Below are 15,897 nucleotides of genomic sequence, written 5' to 3'. Positions count from 1 at the left end.
ATGGCACATCCGTTGGCCGAAATCCGGACCATCTTCCAGCACCATGTCATTGCCCCGGTCAGTGTCGCCGACGACTGGACAGTCAGCGGTGTGAAGGATTGGAACTCCGAATCGGGAGTGCAGCTTTCGAGGCTCGCGGGCATGGTCGCGGCTCTCACCGATGCAGATGCCCGATGGGGTGCGAAGATCGCGCAAGCCAATCAGGATCTCGATGTCTCGGCTCCGGAAGCGGCGTTGACCGCAGCGACCGCGGCGATCGCTGACTCCAGGAAACAAGACCCACGGGCGGATCCGGATCGCCTGCGGACCTCGGCGGCAGCGTTTGCGCAAGTGTTCGCGCGAGCGCCGTTGAGCACGACCGACTGGAAGACTGCCGAAGCGCTGAATCCGAACAGCTACGACCCCAAATACCAAGGTGTGCAACCGAATATCAAGGTCGCCAAGATCGAACCGGTACCGGGGCAGGGGATCGTTCGTGCCGCCGCGTTTATTCCCGCCGCTCAGGTGTTCAATGTTCCCGAGTACGACATGGGTGACAATCGGTCCGAGGACCCGAACTTCGATCCCGAACACGCACGTGTGGTCACTTACGTCGACTACGAGAATGGCCTCATCATCACCCGCCAGAACCCATCGGTGACCACCAGCGGCGAGGTAAAGGTCGGTGAACCCGAGGTAGCTGCTCAACAGTTGCCCAACGGTTCGGTCCTGATCCAATACGACGCCGCCAACCCGTTCGCGCCACCGGGTTCGGACCTGACCGGGCACGCGGTCAATGGCGAACTTGTGATCTCACCATCCAGCGGCAATCCCGGCACACCGAGAGTGGTCGCGGGTGGAGAAATCACGAACTATCCGTCGATGGAGATCTACCAAGACAATTCCGCAGGCAACAGCCGACCGGTGTTGATCGATGCTGCCAACTCCGGCAGCCAATGGGGCCCGTTAACCAACCTGCCCTTTTTCCACGAGGTCGGAGGAGGCAAGGAAATGTTCGAGCCGTTCAAGGCCGACTTCAGCGACACGGACTGGGAACGGAACAAACCGACCCCCTTGGGCAGCACCAGCAAGCCACCGACCACCGTGGTGGTCCGCTGATGGGGAACCCCCTCGATTCCGACCACGCCGGTGTGCTGTCGGACTCGACCTTCTGGCAGACGGCCACGGTGTCGATGCCGTTGACCGTGACGTCGCAGGTCGTTGTCTTCTCGCTGATCGCCGGCGTGATCGACGGAATCTTCCCATCATTGGACCTGTCGCGACATTGGATCTACGCGACCATCGTTGCAGTGACGGCGATGACCGGCGCCCTGCTCGCTCGCCATGGCACTGCGAGAACATTGGGGGCAGCGACCGGTGTCTCGGCCGCGGGTGCACTTGTCACATTCGTCTGGTTGGCAACGATATGAGCGGGTTGCCGTCGAGATACGTACGACAGGAATGGTTCGGGCCGGAGTCGTTCGTCGCTGTCGTTGTAGGCATGGCCTGCATCTCATTGCCCTACACCGGCACCGCGCCCCGCGACGCCACCTGGCTCATCGCCGGGCCACCGATCGTTGGCGCGCTACTCGTCGCGCTCAGCGCGGCACAACTTCCGATAAGAGACAGTCTGCGACGCACGGGTGTCGGGATGATCATCGCCTTTGCCGGATTTCTGCTGACCATCCCAGGACTTGTCGTCGGACTCGCGCTCGGTGCCACCTTCACATAGCACTGTCCTCGCGGCACGCGATGCACCCCGGGACGGGGTCCTCGTCAACGCCGCCGCCCCCGGGCCGTGCGCCACCGATTTCACCGCCGCAACGGGCACGCGTCGTGGTGAAACCGCCGTACTGTCCGGTTCCACAGGGCGCGACCGAATTCGGCGACACGATCGAGGATTCGACTGGCACCGGGCACGCGCAGCGGGTTCACTGTGAAGATGACACCCACCGATCAGCGCCGCAGTTCGGTCCCCTCGGTTTCGAGGGTGCTGTGCGCGCCCGCGGAATTGATCGTGGTCACCCACGGCGGGTCCGGTTCGGTCGCGCCGGGTGTGCTGCGCGACAGTCTCGCCGCCGAAGCCCGGCTCACCGGACTGCTGCCGCCGGGCGCGCGGCTGACCCGGATCTTCGGTCCCGCCGACCGGGTGCGCAGCCGACTCGTCGCGACCGAACGCGAGTCCGCGGCGGGGGAGTACCTGAACTATTTCACCGTCCACGGCGCGGGAGTCGATCCCGAGGCGGTGGCGCGGCGGCTGCGCGAGGACGAGGTGGTGGACGGCGCGTATGTCAAACCGGCCACCGAATTACCGATCGCGCCCGGCCACCGCGCGAACCGCGACCTCGCGCCCGTGCCGTCGGTGACCCCGGATTTCGGTGCGCGCCAAGGCTATCTGGATGCCGCGCCGCGGGGAGTGAACGCGCGGTGGGCATGGACGCGCCCCGGCGGACGCGGCGCCGGTGTGCGGGTCATCGATATCGAGGGCGCGTGGCGGTTCACCCACGAGAATCTCACCGGCAACCAGGGCGGGGTGATCGGTGGCGAATCGACCGGTGACGCGGGCTGGCGCAATCACGGCACGGCGGTCGCGGGGGTGATCAGCGGTGACCTCGACGGTCTCGGCATCACCGGTATCGCGCCCGAGGCCACGATCCGAGCGGTGTCCATCTTCGGCGGCGGCTCGGCCGCGGCCGTTCGCGCCGCCGCCGACGCGCTCGCGCCCGGCGATGTGATCCTGCTCGAACTGCACCGCCCCGGACCCCGCCGCGATTTCCGCAACCGCCCGGATCAGATGGGCTATATCCCCGTGGAATGGTGGCCCGACGATCTGGCCGCCATCCGCTACGCGGGTGCGCGCGGCATCGCGGTGGTGGCGGCCGCGGGCAACGGCGGTGAGGATCTCGATGCCGACCTCTACGACGTCCGACCCGCCGACTTCCCCTCCACCTGGCGTAATCCGTTCCGCGGCGGCGCCGAGGACTCCGGGGCGATCCTGGTCGGCGCAGGCGCACCGCCGCGGGGTACCCACGGCAACGACCACGGTCCGGCCCGCTCCCGGCTTGCCTTCTCCAACTACGGTTCACGCCTGGACGTCCAGGCGTGGGGACTCGAGGTCACCGCCACCGGCTACGGCGACCTCCAAGGCGGCGGCGACGAGGACTACTGGTACACCGACGTCTTCAGCGGCACCTCGAGCGCGTCGCCGATCGTCGTCGGCGCCATCGCGTGCAGTCAGGGCATCGCGGCACACGGCGCCGGTCGACGCGGCCCCGCCGAGATCCGCGAGTTGCTGCGAACCACCGGTTCGGCGCAGCAGTCCGCACCGGATCGACCGGTGGTCCAGCGCATCGGCGCACTGCCCGATATCCGCGACCTCGCCGGGGAGGCCACGCGCTGACCCGCCCTCGGTCCACACGGGCGCGGGGATGGCTAGGGTGGGATGCCGTGGATATCGCGCTGGCGACCCGCTCGGAGCCCGCGTCCGAATCGGACGGCGGCAGGTCGCCGGGCGGCCGGATGTTCGACCGTCCGAGCGGGCGGGCGCGGCTGTTCACCGTCGCCGCCGTCCTGATGGTCGCGCAACTCGCGGTGCGGTGGTGGGTGGCCGGGAGCGGCTACTTCTACTGGGACGATCTCATTCTCGTCAGCCGCGCGGCCCGCTTTCCGCTGCTGTCGGAACAGTTGCTGCTGTCCGACCACGACGGCCATTTGATGCCGTTCGCATTCGCCCTCACCTGGGCCACGAACGCGATCGCCCCCCTGAATTGGGCGGGACCGGTCGTCGTGCTGCTCTGCTTGCAGGCCGCGGCATCGCTGGCGGTATTGCGCATGCTGATCGTCCTGATCGGGCGGCGCTGGAAAATCCTCGTCCCGTTCGTGTTCTACCTGTTCACACCGCTCACGGTCACAGCGTTCGCCTGGTGGGCCGCCGCGCTCAACGCGCTGCCGCTGCAATTCGCCCTGGCCTGGGTCGTCGGCGACGCGGTGCTGCTGGTGCGTACCGGACGCGTGCGCTACGCGGTCTCGGGCGTGGCGGTGCTCGTGGTGGCTTCGGGATTCTTCGAGAAGGCCGTCGTGATTCCCGGGGTCGCCTTCGCGGTGGCGGTACTGCTGTTCTATGTCCAGCGTCGAACGCGGCCGCTGCGGACGGTCGCCCGGCGCGGGGCGGCGTTGTGGGTCGGGTCGATGGTCGCGCTCGTGGGCTGGGCGGCGGTCTATCTGACGGTGGTCGACCTGATGGGCGAGCAGCGCAGTCCCGGCGAGGTGCGTTCGCTGCTGCCCGGGGCGACCGCACGGGGTCTGGTGCCCGCGCTGGTTGGCGGTCCCTGGGCATGGGAGCGGTGGCTGCCGTCCATGCCGTGGGCCGACGCGCCGGGATGGGCGGTCGCGCTCGCGTGGGCGGCGGTGGCGGCGCTGCTGGTGTGGACGGTGTGGGTGAGACAGCGAGTGCTGCCGGTCTGGCTGTCGGCTGCCGCCTACGTCTTGCTGGCGGAACTGCCGGTGGCGGTCGCGCGCAGCGGCCCGAACACCGCGGGTGAACTGATGCAGTCGCTGCGCTATTTCGCCGACGCCGCGGTGGTCGCGACCGCGGCCGCCGCGCTCGTCCTGTGCGCGCGCCCGCGCCCACGGGCGAAGTCGCCGAACGCATCCGTCGTGGCGAGCCTGACCGCACTGTTCGCCGTGAGCGGTCTCGTCTCCACCTACACCTTCGTGCAGTCCTGGCGGATCACGCCGACCGAACCCTATCTCACGACGTTGCGTTCGGAACTCGCGCGCTGGGACGGCGTACCGCTGCTCGACCAAGAGGTTCCGTGGAACGTACTCAACCCGCTGGCCTACCCGGAGAATCTCGCCGACCGGGTACTCGCTCCCATCGCCCCGCCCGGCCTGTTCGCCGAATCCACCCCGCGCCTGCGCATGATCACCGACAGCGGCCGAATGGTCGACGCCGTCGTGTGGTGGAACCGCAGCATCATCCCCGGCCCCGAACCGGATTGCGGCCACCGTGTGAACGGCCCCCAACCGTCACTGCTGCCACTGGACGGCCCGATGCTGGAACACGAATGGACCGCCCAACTCAACTACCTGGCCGACCGTGACGGGCGTATGACCGTCGGGCTCGAGTACGGCCGTCGGGTGAGTGTGCCGGTGCGCAAAGGATTGAACACCGTCTATGTCCGGGTCGTCGGCAGCGGGACCGGTATCCGGATCGGCCCGACCACACCGGGACTCGACCTCTGCATCGGGGTCGGGCCGATCGGTGTCGCCTCCTACGACTTCTGAGACGCCCAGGGGACGGTTCACACTGGATACCCGCCGTCAGCGGACCCCAGCACGTGAGAACTAGCCGCCGTCTTCCGGTCGCGCGGCCGAGGACATGCCGGAATGGCTCGTCGCGCGAAGGAAACTCGTCAGTGCGCGGGTTGCCAGGCCGGGGGGTAGTAGTGCGGCAGGCTTCATGGCGGATTCGCCGTGGGAGACCTGGCGGGCGGTGAGCCAGGAGACCGCCGCGACGCTGCGGCGGCGGGTCTTGGCATACCAGCGCAGCGCTTGGGGAACGGTGCGCGGGGAGGCGAGGGCGTGGCGGAGCACCATTGTGTCAAGGAGTGCCTGATTGGTGCCTTGGGCGAGGGTGGGCGGCATGGTGTGGGCGGCGTCGCCGAGGAGGGTGAATCGGCCTCGGCCCCATTCACGCAGTATCCGATGGCGGAAGTGGGGGAACGGCGACAGGGCCAGGTGGTCGTCGGTCAATTCGGCCAGTATGCGGTCGGTGTCCTCGGACCAGCCTGTGAAGTGGGATCGGATGACGTCGATGGGGGAGTCCGGTCGTCGGAGATCCGGCGACCAGGGCAGGTCGAACCACCACTGGAGGCTGCCGTTGCCCGCGGGCCACAAACCGCAGTTTCCGCCTTCATCGATGATGATCACGGCGACATCGCTGTCGGCGAGGTCGGGGATCTCGACCAGCCCCTGCCAGCTGCACCAGCCCGTCGGCGTCGGCCCCGGGGTGCGCAACGTCGCGCGGACGGTCGAGTATTGGCCGTCCGCGCCGATCAACAGATCGCCCTCGGCCGAGGTGCCGTCCGCGAAGTCGACTCGCACGCCGTCCGTGGTATTGGTCACGGCGACGGCGCGGGAGTCGCACCGGATGCGGCCGAGCGGGAAGCCGTCCATCACTCGTTCCAGCAGTATCCGCCGCGGAACCATGCGGGTGGGCGCTCCGAGGTCGGTGCTCAGCGCGGCCACGTCGATAACGGCGAGGCGGCGCCCGGACGCGGTGGACACCTCGACCCGGGAAAGCAACTGACCCGCTCCCGACATGTCGACGCCGAGTTGCCCGAGCACCTTCGCGCCGTTGGACCAGATGGTGACCGCGCCGCCACCGGCTCGTACGGCAGAGGCCTGTTCGAACACGGTCACGTCGTGACCATCGCGCAGCAGCGCCCGTGCGACGGATATGCCGCCGACGCCCGCGCCGACGACCAGCACCCGCCGTGCCGATGTCGTTGGAACGACACCGTTTCGGGATCTATCGCCTGTGCTCAACTTCCACCACCTCTACCGATGCCGGGCAGTTCGATCACCTCACATGAAACCACCACACGACGGCGTGCGGCCGTCTCCGTACGTGGATCGGGTGTCGCGGGTGTGCGGCCGCTGCGTCGTGGGCCACGGCTCGCTCCATGTGACGCCGCTTCGGGACGACGACTCCGTCGCGGCGGCGTCCACGGTCGGCCGTGAACGCAGGCGCAACAGTCGATGACAGGAGACCGATGGCCGCGCGAACTTCTTTCGGACGACCACGGGCATCCGGGCCGACCGCAGGGTTGGATCTCTCGTCGGATCGCCGGTCATCACCTGCGAGCACGTGATACATGAGATATCAAGTGCCGCAGCGATTCCGACCGTGGAGGGTGGAGCGGTCGAAGTATCACTTCCGGGAGGACGACGGTAAGGTTTCGGCTCGCGCTCGCCCGGTGCGGCGCGAATCCGTGGGTGGTCTGGTCGAGGGAGATGCGGTGGCGGTCGGTACGGTGCGCGAGGAACAGGCGATCAGCCGGTTGACCAGCAGTCTGCTCGACGATTACGGCACGACGCACTCCCCGGAGCGCATACGGACGGCCGTGGAACGGGCCCGGCAGAGTTTCGCCGGACGTCCCGTGCGTGAGTTCGTGCCCATCCTCATCGAGCGAACGGCCCGTCGGGAACTGGACACATCCGACGAACCCGAAACCGCGACAACCGATTCCGAGGAGTCGACCACACCCGCACCCGTCACCACGGGCGACGCCGGACGCGCACTGCCGATGCCGAGTCGGCGCGACGCGCTGATTCTCGGCGGTGCGGCGGCCGTGGTGGCGGCCGTCGCGGTTGGGGTGGGTGTGCGCCGTGGGGGCGACCCCGAACCGGCGACGGCCTCGGACGCGCCGCCGCCGAGCGTTCTGCGTGGTGTGGTGGGGTCGGAGAAGATGGCCTTCTTCCGGGATTCCCGGGTGGCGGACGCGCTGGCGGCCCACGGCATCGGGGTGCAGGTCGAAGCGGCGGGATCCCGGCAGATCGCGACCTCCATCGACCTCGACGGATTCGATTTCGCCTTTCCGTCGAGCACGCCCGTGGCCGAGCGCATCCTGCGCGCGCGCAATATAACCGCCAAGTACACGCCGTTCTCCTCGCCGATGGCGATCGCCACCTTCCAGCCGATCGTCGACCTGCTGACCGCGGCCGGCGTCATCGCACCGGGACCGGTGCCGAAATTCGGGATCGCCCGCTACCTGGACCTGGTCCGCGCGAATACCGAATGGGCGCAGCTGCCCGGCAACACCGCCTATCCGGTGCGCAAGAACATCCTGGTCTCCACCACCGACCCGCGGACCTCGAATTCGGCGGCCATGTATCTGTCGATCGCGAGTTTCGTGGCCAACGACAATGCCATCGTCCAGGGCGGTCCGGCCGAACAGGCCGTACTGCCCACCGTGTCGAAATTGTTCGTCGGCCAGGGATATACCGAGAACACCAGCGAGGGGCCGTTCCAGGAGTATCTGACCTACGGTATGGGCGCCACCCCGATGGCGCTCATCTACGAGGCGCAATTCATCGAGGCGAGCGCGCGCGGACGGATCACGCCGGGCATGGTGCTGGCGTATCCGTCGCCGACGGTGCTGTCCAAGCACACGCTCGTCCCGCTGCGGGCAGGCGGCGACCGGCTCGGGCGCTTGCTCACCGACGACCGGACACTGCGCCGCTTGGCCGCCGAACACGGCTTCCGCACCGGCGATGCCGCCGAATTCGCTGCCGCCACAACGGGTATGCCGGTCGCGGCGGACCTGATCGACGTGGTCGAGACCCCCACCTATGACACCCTCGAACATCTCCTCGACGGAGTCGCCAAGTCCTACAATTGATCCGGGCATCATGGTCGGGCGGGTGGCGAATCCACGGCCCGCGGCCGCCGCGGCAGCACCTCGGAGGCCGTCGCCGCCGTCCGCCCCGAGCCGGAGCCGAACAGCTCCGGTGTGCGCCGATGAATTCCGCGGCCGCGTTCCGTCGACACCGGTGAACCGTTTCGTCGTCCGATGGGAGAGACCATGACCAGCACTCCGGCCGCCCCGGTAGCCGAGAACACCCTCGATGTTCCCGGAGCGCGCCTGTACTACGAGATTCGCGGTGCGGGGCCGCTCGTCGTTCTGGTCGGCGCGCCGATGACGAGCGCGCCCTTCGCCCCGCTGGCCCACCTGCTGGCCGCCGACCACACGGTGCTCACCACCGATCCGCGCGGTCAGCCGCGCAGTCCGCTCGACGATCCCGATGCCGACTCCACCCCGCGGTTGCGCGGCTCGGATCTCGCGGCGCTGATCGCGCATGTCGGCACCGGACCGGCGGTCGTCTTCGGTTCCAGCGGCGGCGCGGTGAGCGCGCTGGCATTGGCGCAGGACGCGTCCGACCTCGTCACCGCGGTGGTAGCCCACGAAGCCCCGCTGATAAATCTGCTCGACGACCGTGAAAGCCTGCGGGCGGGCACCCGCGACCTCATCGACACCTACTGTGCGGGCGATGTCATCGCCGGATGGCGAAAGTTCTTCGCGCAGGCAGGCATCGAGATACCCGAGCCCGCGCTGACGCAGATGTTCGGCGGTGAACGCCATCCGGCCGAGGTCGCAGGCGAGCGGTACTGGTACGCCCACGAGATGTTCGCAACCGTCGACTGGACGCCCGACTTCGCGGCGCTCACCGAGGCGCCGACCCGGATCGTCGTCGGCATCGGCGCGACCTCGGCCGGACAACTCTGCGATCGCACCAGCCGCGCGCTCGCCGCCGCGCTCGGCGTCGAGCCCGTCATCTTCCCCGGCGGTCACGGCGGATTCATCGAGGACCCGGCGGGATTCGCGCCGCGCCTGCGCGAGGTGATTCGCGCCGTTTCCCGACACTCGAATGGACCCGAAACCCGACAGGACGACGTTTAATCCCAATACCGTTCAGTTAAGGGTGTTTCGTGTCCGGTGCTGGGTGTGCCTCGCGGTGGTTGGGTGAAGCCGGTGTCGGATCGTCGGTTGTCGGATTTGGTGTCGGTGGGGTTGTTGACCAGGGTTTTCCCTGCCGATGTCGTGGACGCGGTGATCGCCGAGGCAGGGCGGACGCAGCAGCGGAGTCGGGCGTTGCCGGCGCGGGTGATGGCGTATTTCGCGACAGGGTATTCGCCCCCGACGTTCCAGTTCCCGTCGGTGGACGACGTGTTGAAGCTACCCGGGGCCGACTCACCACGATCTGCGGGTCGACGCGGCGGGTCGGTGATATGAGACAGCGGAACTGCTGGTAGAGAGGTGTTGTCCGCCAAGACAATTTGCTCGCCCGAGGAGTTCCGCTGTCGGTTCAGTGTGTCATTGATCGTTCGTCGCCGGTTGATGAGGGGGTGTTCGCGCCGGGGCATCTGGGGGAATTGACCCGGATCGTGTCGTTCGACTGGTCGACGCGGCGTTGGAAGCGACCGGGGCGGTGCAGTCGTGGGTGCGGTTGCTGCCGTCGCGGGTGGTGGTGTATCTGCTGCTGGCCGGGGCGTTGTTCGCTGATATCGGGTATCGGGGAGTGTGGGCGGGGCCCGTCTGTCCGGTCTCGGTCTCGATCGCGGACAGCGCCGATTCCGAGTACGGCACCGGGAACCGGTTGATGGCGGTGTCGAGGGTGGGCTCGATCAGCACGCGGCCGTACTCGTCGTAGCCGACCACACGGAATTCCGACACCCCGCGCCCGGTTATGGTGCGGGTATGCGTCTCGAGGGTCGCTGACACATCAAGCCCGGCGCTTGTGCGAAAAGTTCCGGCATACGCGAGTGCCTGCCTTATCCGGAGACGGTTCGATCTTGATAGCCCGGAAATCCTTCGAACCGCTCGACCGCCGCGCTACAGGTCGAGCATCGCGCGTACGGCGATGCCGAGTTGGTCGAGCATCTCGGCGGGGGCGGTGTCGAGGTAGTCGCGGAAGCGGTCCGGATCGGCCTGCATCAACGAGCGGGCCAGGATGTAGCCGCGCTCGGGCAGCGGGGTGGCCAGCATGGCACGCACACCGGTGGGGCGGACATCGGTGATGTCCATCGTCATCGGCAGGCCCGCGGTATTCAGTTCGTCGGCGGTGATCACCAAGACCGTCTTGGTCCGGGCGATGCCCTGGTAGGTCCAGATATCGCCGCGCCGCAGATCGCTCACGCAGCGTCCCCGCGGCGGCGCGCGGCTTCCTCGTCGGCGCGGTCACGGGCTTCACGTTCGGCCTCGGCCTCGGCATACGCGTCAGCGGTCTCGCCTGGATGCGTGCGCTGCCACGCCGCCAAAGCCCGGGCGTCCTCGGCCAGCAGTCGAGACCTGCACGCTTTCGCGATCCAATCCGACACGTTCGAGCCCGCCGCGTCGCGCACCATCGCGAACAGCGCGTCGTCCATGGTGATCGTCGTCCTTGTGGTCATACTCTGAAGCATACTCTCTTGGCCATCCTCGTCGAGGCAGTACTCGCCAGTACCTGCATCAGGACCGAACGCTCGCGCCGGATTTCGCGAATCTGGACCCCATGGGCCGAACCGGTGTCGGAAAAACTGTCGAAAACTGTATTAGCCCATTACGAGAGTTCTCGTAGGCTGGCCAGTGACGGGATTCAAGATGTAGGCGCCGCGGCTCTGTTCGATCGACCGCGCGCGAATTTCACCGCTGTGTCGGCCCCATCGGGTCTTGCTGGACCATTTCAAAGCTACGAGCATGTGTATCTGCGGCAAGTTCGCGCCGGTCAGGTCTGCCCCGGTCACGTCGGCCTCGGTCAGGTCGGCCCTGGTCAGGTTCGCCCCGGTCAGATTCACGTCGGTCAGGTTCGCGCGTGTCAGGTCCGCATCGGACAGGTCCACGATGCGTAGTGTCGCGCTGGTCAGGTTCGCGGCGGTGAGGTTTGCACTGGACAGATTCACTCTGAACAGGTCCGCGTCGGACAGGTTCGCTTCGGCGAGATACACGTAGGACAGGTCCGTGCCGATCAGGATCGCGTCGGTCAGATTCGCGGCGGTGAGGTTTGCGCCATGCATGGTCGCGCGAGATAGGTTCGCGCGTAACAAGTTCGCGCGGATCAGTCTCACGAATCTCAGGTCCGCGCGGATCAGGTCCGCACCGGACAGATCCGCCTCGGACAAGGTCGCCTCGGACAAGGTCGCGTCGCGCAGGTGGGTTTTGGTCAGGTTCGCGCCGTCAAGGTTCGCGCCGCGCAGGTTCGCGCCCTCCAGGTTCGCGAAGGTCAGGTTCGCGGCGGTCAGTTCTGCGTTGGACAGATTCGCGTGCGACAGGTTAGCGCTGGTCAGAGTTATGTGGGCCAGGTTCGCGCCTGCCAAGTTCGCGTGAGCCAGATTCGCGGTGTGCAGGATCGCGCCGGTGAGAATTGCGCCAGCCAGGTTCGCGTGGGGCACGATGGCGCGGACGAGGTCCGTGCCAGGCCCGTCCAAAGGAGTCTGGTCCGTGTCGATCGGTCTCGTGCTGATCGGATCTGTCGGCTGTTCTGGAAGCCGGTAGCGGGTAAGCGATGCCCAGTATCGACGCAGGAAGGTATAGCCGTCTCGCCCGCGTGGTGTGCCAGAGGCGGGCGGAGTCAGTCGGGTGAGCGAGATCCAGTATCGAGTCGCGACGTTCGTGCGGTTCATCCCGACTTCTGTTCTGTCAATTCAGTCACTTCTCGCACCGACTTCGCGGCGCCGATCTGACCGAACAGCGCTGGAGCCGCCGCTCCCACTGCCACAGCAGCCATCAAGGTGGTGACCTGGCCGTGGAACAAGCCCGCCGCCACAGCTCCCAGGAGGAGTCGAGTACCCGCGGCGGCGGAATCGGCCAGCGGATCGAAGAACCGATTCCAGTGAGGTAACACGTTCTCTCGCGTGGCCCGTGCCTCCATACGTGCCTGCCGGTACTCGGTGAGGTTGGAAAGAAACGCGACCGCCTCGACGACCAACCCGCCAGCTGCACCGGCCAGCACAGCGATACGCCAGTCCACCGGCGATCTACCCCCGATCTCCACGAAACGTTGGGGGATCGTGAGCCCCCGAAATCACCCAATTATGATCCAGCGGCGGCAACAGCACTCGGTAAGGCGCACATGCTCGTTCGGATTGTACCCACCAAGTCCTGAAGCGAGAGGTCGTCGCGCTGTAGGGGTTTCGGCGGGTCTGGCCCGGGACATGGAGCGGCCCCCGGGTTCGCGCGCACCGGGGGCCGTTCGATATCGCGGGGGTCGATCCCGGCTATGTGGTCATGCGAGGTCTTCGATTCGGATCTGGCCATCGGCGGAGTGGACGGTGCGTCCGGAGCGGCCGCGTCGGGTAGTCCATCCGTTGAGTCGCTGATAGCCGCCTCCGGTCCGGTGCGGCGCATCGTGTGCCGTGCTGGGGCGGGGGAGGACGGTTGCGCGGCCCGGTCGCCGCGGGTCGTGCAGTTGCGGGCGTTGCGGCGCGGGGCGCGCTGGTTGGCGACCGCAGCGGTGCGGCCCACACCGCTCCTGCCAGTTGGCGGCCGGTCGGCCGAGTTGTCCATCGACCAGTATCACCAGGGCCACCGACAGCGAGGGCGAAATGTAGTGTCGGTGGCCGTGTCTCAACCGAATCCCGTTCCGGAGATCGAGCAGGCCACCACCTTCACCGCCGTCATCGCCGCCGAACCGGTGCTGATCCTGCTGCCGCGTATGCGGGCGGTGAACATCGCCGAATCCGGGACGCTGGTGACCGCTGACGCCGGACCACGGCGATCCGCGATCACGGGGCGGTGCTGATGCTGGATCTCGACTTCGCGGCCGAGCGGCTATACCTTCCTCTCCGAATGGACCACCCGCACAGGCACATCCGGGTGCATCATCACATCGCCGACGCCCGGATCCGAATTGTCGAAAATATCCGGTTCGACTTCCCTGACGGCGCGCGGCCATAGCGGCCCGAAACTGTCCTGACCGCATGACAGTGTGGGATCACCGCGCAACAGCGGTGCCCGTGCGCAAAGGAAAGGACCACACACATGGCTCGCGACATCCAGGTGACCTTCGACTGCGGTGACCCGGCGGCCCTGGCGAACTTCTGGGCCGAAGTCCTCGGCTACCGAATCCAGGAGCCGCCGCCCGGATTCGACACCTGGGACGCGGCGCTCGAGGCGATGAACATCCCACCCGAACGCCGCAACGACGCCTCCGCGGTGGTCGATCCCGACGGGGCAGGCCCGCGCCTGTTCTTCCAGCGCGTCCCCGAAGGCAAGACCGCCAAGAACCGCGTCCACCTGGATGTGCGCGCGGCAGCGGGTTCGACCGGTGAGGCGCGCATGGCAGCCCACGAACGGGAATGCGAGCGCCTCGTCGCACTCGGCGCGACCCGCATCGCCCGCTTCGAACCCGAACCACCGCTGGGCAGCGGTCACATCCTGATGGCCGATCCCGAAGGCAATGAGTTCTGCCTGGACTGAGGCGCTGTCCCGCGCCGGCTGAAAAAATCTGCTGTGTCGGGTGTAGACATTCTGGCGGGATCGGTATAAAGTCACTGTCGTTCGAATTGATGAGTCCAGTGGCCGGGCAGGTGAACTGCCCGGAACATGAAGTTCCGTCGTTCCCTCCGGCGGAGACGAGAATCCGGTGCAGTCGGCCGGACCGCCGGAGGGGGCGAGCAAGCGCGACCGAGAGGTCGCGCGGACGAGGTCCCGGCAATTCAGGAGGTGGTGCTCACTGAGTAGTCATTTATCAGTTCCGCGTCCCGTGAGATATCGGGCGCGGTGTTCGACATCGGCCCGCTCGGCCGGTGACCAGAAGTGATATCAATCCCCCCTCTTCCGTAGATTCCAGGCCCCGGCGCGGGTGCGCCGGGGCCTGCCGGCGTTGAACCCGAGAGGTGCTGTGCAGCAACCGAACACCGATCCCGTCGAGCCCGCCGGCGCCGCGGACAAACTCGACGACGAGGACTACCCCGCCTACAGCATGGGCCGCGCCGCGGAAATCCTCGGCGTCACCCAAGCGTTCCTGCGCGGCCTCGACGCCGCGGAACTGCTGACCCCGCAGCGCTCGGCGGGCGGGCACCGCCGCTACTCCCGCTACCAGTTGCGTGTCGCCGCGCGTGTGCGCAAACTCGTCGACGCCGGCAACCCCCTCGAGGCCGCCTGCCGCATCGTCATCCTCGAAGATCAGCTCACCGAGGCCCAGCGCCTCAACACCGCCCTGCGACACACCCTCGACCAGCGCACCGCTCCCACCGAGACCGAGGAGTGAACGCGGGCCGGAGGCCGGAAGGGATCTTCGTGGGAGACAAGGACGATACGCATTCGACCCGTTGCGGTGGCTGTAACGACCGATGAGCACTTCGCGACAGTGAACGTGAGTGTGCGTAACCCGCCCGCGGGAAACCACAGTCGTCCGGAATCAACCAGATCCATTGCACGTCCGCCTATTTCAGACATGGCCACGTGCGCAAGAGGGGGAGATCATGCAGATGTCGGGCAAGGGGCGCCTATGGCGCGCCGGTACGGGACTGGTGCTGGGCGTGGTGGCGCCTGCACTGATAGTCACCGCGTGCACGGCTGACGAACAGAATTCCGACACGACACGCTCCGGTACCGCGGCGGCCACATCGAGCAGCGTCTCGAAGACGACGCCCCGGACCGGCACCGCGGCACCCGGGCAGGCCGGAGGAGATTCGGGCGGCGGGAGTGGATCGGGCGCCGAGCAGACGGGCGGTGGACAGCCCGGCGCCCCGGGCGGCACGGATACCTGCGGTGCGACCTTCTGCGGTACCACGGAGAATCCGGCTCCGGCGCCGGGCGGCACCGACACCTGCGGTGCGACCTTCTGCGGCACCACCGATCAGCAACCCGCGCCCGCCGCGCTCTGGGATCCCTGTGGGATATCCGACGCCGATATCAGCGCGCAGGGATTCCGCGCCGACAGCAAGACGGCGCTGAGCGGATCCGATGGCGTGAAGGACAAGAACTGCCGCTGGCAGTCCGCCACGGGCAAGCTCGAATTGACGGTCGTCTCGACCCGGATGACCCTGTATGGATTCCAAGAGGTCGGGAAGTACGTGGATTTCAGCACGCTGACGGTCGGTGGTCGAGCGGCTCACCAATTCCGTGCGAGCCAGGACAGCAACAAGATCGGATGCTATGTCGGCTTCGAGGTGTCAGGGGGCTTCGTCGCGTTCGTCACGCGAAATCTACAGCCCGACGCACCCGAGGAACCGTGCGCCGCGGCGCGGCGTATCAGCGGTGCTCTGGTCGGGTACGTGCCCTGAGCACCGTGCCGGAGAGCGGTCGACGCTGACTGGAATACGTTGCGCGGCAACGGCAGTCTGCTGACCTCCTGCGGAGGCCGCGCCGCGGAACGCGTTCGATGATGCTCGGCTGCGGACAAGGAACGCAGCCGAGCGTCATCGCGTAGTGT

17 protein-coding genes and 1 pseudogene are annotated in these 15,897 nt (G+C 67.3%); 13 read left to right on the top strand and 5 right to left on the bottom strand.

The window, feature by feature from the left end:
- The 5 genes from APZ21_RS07805 to APZ21_RS07785 all read left to right on the top strand — a co-directional run bounded on the left by APZ21_RS07805 (nt 1) and on the right by APZ21_RS07785 (nt 5,265).
- Nucleotides 1-1,098 (top strand): hypothetical protein, encoded by a 1,098-nt coding sequence (locus APZ21_RS07805; protein ID WP_239476535.1) that lies wholly within the window; start codon nt 1-3, stop codon nt 1,096-1,098.
- Nucleotides 1,098-1,409, top strand: coding sequence for a hypothetical protein (locus tag APZ21_RS07800; protein ID WP_054812543.1), 312 nt, complete (start codon nt 1,098-1,100; stop codon nt 1,407-1,409). Before APZ21_RS07805 ends, APZ21_RS07800 begins: the two co-directional genes overlap by 1 nt.
- Nucleotides 1,410-1,480: 71 nt before the next feature.
- Nucleotides 1,481-1,711, top strand: coding sequence for a hypothetical protein (locus APZ21_RS07795; RefSeq protein ID WP_239476534.1), 231 nt, complete (start codon nt 1,481-1,483; stop codon nt 1,709-1,711).
- 210 nt (nt 1,712-1,921) lie between these two features.
- The gene (locus APZ21_RS07790) at nt 1,922-3,379 is read left to right on the top strand and encodes a S8 family serine peptidase (RefSeq protein WP_082392927.1); all 1,458 of its coding nucleotides are present in this window, start codon (nt 1,922-1,924) and stop codon (nt 3,377-3,379) included.
- A gap of 119 nt (nt 3,380-3,498) precedes the next feature.
- A complete protein-coding gene (locus APZ21_RS07785; protein ID WP_054812605.1) occupies nt 3,499-5,265 on the top strand; it encodes a hypothetical protein in 1,767 nt (588 codons plus the stop codon).
- A 60-nt stretch (nt 5,266-5,325) separates the two neighbouring features.
- Here APZ21_RS07785 and APZ21_RS07780 read toward each other — a convergent pair whose 3' ends face one another.
- Nucleotides 5,326-6,528: an FAD-dependent oxidoreductase gene (locus APZ21_RS07780; RefSeq protein ID WP_239476533.1), complete on the bottom strand. Its 1,203-nt coding sequence runs from the start codon at nt 6,526-6,528 to the stop codon at nt 5,326-5,328.
- A gap of 473 nt (nt 6,529-7,001) precedes the next feature.
- Between APZ21_RS07780 and APZ21_RS07775 the strand changes: the two genes are divergently transcribed.
- The 4 genes and pseudogenes from APZ21_RS07775 to APZ21_RS35025 all read left to right on the top strand — a co-directional run bounded on the left by APZ21_RS07775 (nt 7,002) and on the right by APZ21_RS35025 (nt 10,194).
- On the top strand, nt 7,002-8,384 hold the full coding sequence (locus tag APZ21_RS07775; RefSeq protein WP_156370823.1) for a three-helix bundle dimerization domain-containing protein: 1,383 nt from the start codon (nt 7,002-7,004) through the stop codon (nt 8,382-8,384).
- A 183-nt stretch (nt 8,385-8,567) separates the two neighbouring features.
- Nucleotides 8,568-9,443 carry an alpha/beta fold hydrolase gene (locus APZ21_RS07770; RefSeq protein WP_054812539.1) on the top strand — a complete coding sequence of 292 codons (876 nt, stop codon included), beginning with the start codon at nt 8,568-8,570 and terminating at the stop codon, nt 9,441-9,443.
- Nucleotides 9,444-9,488: 45 nt separating this feature from the next.
- A pseudogene (locus APZ21_RS32815) lies at nt 9,489-9,662 on the top strand (transposase domain-containing protein); the annotation flags it as partial.
- A 253-nt stretch (nt 9,663-9,915) separates the two neighbouring features.
- Nucleotides 9,916-10,194 carry a transposase domain-containing protein gene (locus tag APZ21_RS35025; protein ID WP_307586949.1) on the top strand — a complete coding sequence of 93 codons (279 nt, stop codon included), beginning with the start codon at nt 9,916-9,918 and terminating at the stop codon, nt 10,192-10,194.
- 182 nt (nt 10,195-10,376) lie between these two features.
- On the opposite strand, the gene APZ21_RS07755 is transcribed toward APZ21_RS35025, so the two are convergent.
- The 4 genes from APZ21_RS07755 to APZ21_RS07740 all read right to left on the bottom strand — a co-directional run bounded on the left by APZ21_RS07755 (nt 10,377) and on the right by APZ21_RS07740 (nt 12,489).
- Nucleotides 10,377-10,679 (bottom strand): hypothetical protein, encoded by a 303-nt coding sequence (locus APZ21_RS07755; RefSeq protein ID WP_054812536.1) that lies wholly within the window; start codon nt 10,677-10,679, stop codon nt 10,377-10,379.
- On the bottom strand, nt 10,676-10,933 hold the full coding sequence (locus APZ21_RS07750; RefSeq protein ID WP_156370821.1) for a hypothetical protein: 258 nt from the start codon (nt 10,931-10,933) through the stop codon (nt 10,676-10,678). Before APZ21_RS07750 ends, APZ21_RS07755 begins: the two co-directional genes overlap by 4 nt.
- 141 nt (nt 10,934-11,074) lie before the next feature.
- Nucleotides 11,075-12,142, bottom strand: coding sequence for a pentapeptide repeat-containing protein (locus APZ21_RS07745; protein WP_082392916.1), 1,068 nt, complete (start codon nt 12,140-12,142; stop codon nt 11,075-11,077).
- Nucleotides 12,139-12,489, bottom strand: a complete 351-nt coding sequence (locus tag APZ21_RS07740) for a hypothetical protein (protein ID WP_054812533.1) — start codon at nt 12,487-12,489, stop codon at nt 12,139-12,141. Before APZ21_RS07740 ends, APZ21_RS07745 begins: the two co-directional genes overlap by 4 nt.
- Before the next feature lie 591 nt (nt 12,490-13,080).
- On the opposite strand from APZ21_RS07740, the gene APZ21_RS33815 reads away from it, so the two are divergent.
- From APZ21_RS33815 to APZ21_RS07720, 4 genes are all read left to right on the top strand, one after another.
- Nucleotides 13,081-13,260, top strand: a complete 180-nt coding sequence (locus tag APZ21_RS33815) for a hypothetical protein (protein WP_156370819.1) — start codon at nt 13,081-13,083, stop codon at nt 13,258-13,260.
- Between the two features lie 239 nt (nt 13,261-13,499).
- Nucleotides 13,500-13,937, top strand: a complete 438-nt coding sequence (locus APZ21_RS07730; protein ID WP_054812531.1) for a VOC family protein — start codon at nt 13,500-13,502, stop codon at nt 13,935-13,937.
- A 424-nt stretch (nt 13,938-14,361) separates the two neighbouring features.
- Nucleotides 14,362-14,730 carry a helix-turn-helix domain-containing protein gene (locus tag APZ21_RS07725; protein WP_307586904.1) on the top strand — a complete coding sequence of 123 codons (369 nt, stop codon included), beginning with the start codon at nt 14,362-14,364 and terminating at the stop codon, nt 14,728-14,730.
- A gap of 220 nt (nt 14,731-14,950) precedes the next feature.
- Nucleotides 14,951-15,748, top strand: coding sequence for a DUF3558 family protein (locus APZ21_RS07720; protein WP_162240316.1), 798 nt, complete (start codon nt 14,951-14,953; stop codon nt 15,746-15,748).
- Nucleotides 15,749-15,897: the final 149 nt, after the last annotated feature.

The organism is Nocardia arizonensis (assembly GCF_001310275.1).
GTDB classification, from domain to species: domain Bacteria; phylum Actinomycetota; class Actinomycetes; order Mycobacteriales; family Mycobacteriaceae; genus Nocardia; species Nocardia arizonensis.
The sequence above is the reverse complement of the archived record's forward strand: the minus strand, read 5'-3'. Positions and strand labels throughout refer to the sequence as shown.

Bases quoted from the DNA above. Each gene is read 5' to 3' on its own strand.
- APZ21_RS07805 (WP_239476535.1), top strand. From the start codon at position 1: ATGGCACATCCGTTGGCCGAAATCCGGACCATCTTCCAGCACCATGTC.
- APZ21_RS07800 (WP_054812543.1), top strand. From the start codon at position 1,098: ATGGGGAACCCCCTCGATTCCGACCACGCCGGTGTGCTGTCGGACTCG.
- APZ21_RS07795 (WP_239476534.1), top strand. From the start codon at position 1,481: ATGGCCTGCATCTCATTGCCCTACACCGGCACCGCGCCCCGCGACGCC.
- APZ21_RS07790 (WP_082392927.1), top strand. From the start codon at position 1,922: ATGACACCCACCGATCAGCGCCGCAGTTCGGTCCCCTCGGTTTCGAGG.
- APZ21_RS07785 (WP_054812605.1), top strand. From the start codon at position 3,499: ATGTTCGACCGTCCGAGCGGGCGGGCGCGGCTGTTCACCGTCGCCGCC.
- APZ21_RS07770 (WP_054812539.1), top strand. From the start codon at position 8,568: ATGACCAGCACTCCGGCCGCCCCGGTAGCCGAGAACACCCTCGATGTT.
- APZ21_RS07750 (WP_156370821.1), bottom strand. From the start codon at position 10,933: ATGACCACAAGGACGACGATCACCATGGACGACGCGCTGTTCGCGATG.
- APZ21_RS07745 (WP_082392916.1), bottom strand. From the start codon at position 12,142: ATGAACCGCACGAACGTCGCGACTCGATACTGGATCTCGCTCACCCGA.
- APZ21_RS07730 (WP_054812531.1), top strand. From the start codon at position 13,500: ATGGCTCGCGACATCCAGGTGACCTTCGACTGCGGTGACCCGGCGGCC.
- APZ21_RS07720 (WP_162240316.1), top strand. From the start codon at position 14,951: ATGTCGGGCAAGGGGCGCCTATGGCGCGCCGGTACGGGACTGGTGCTG.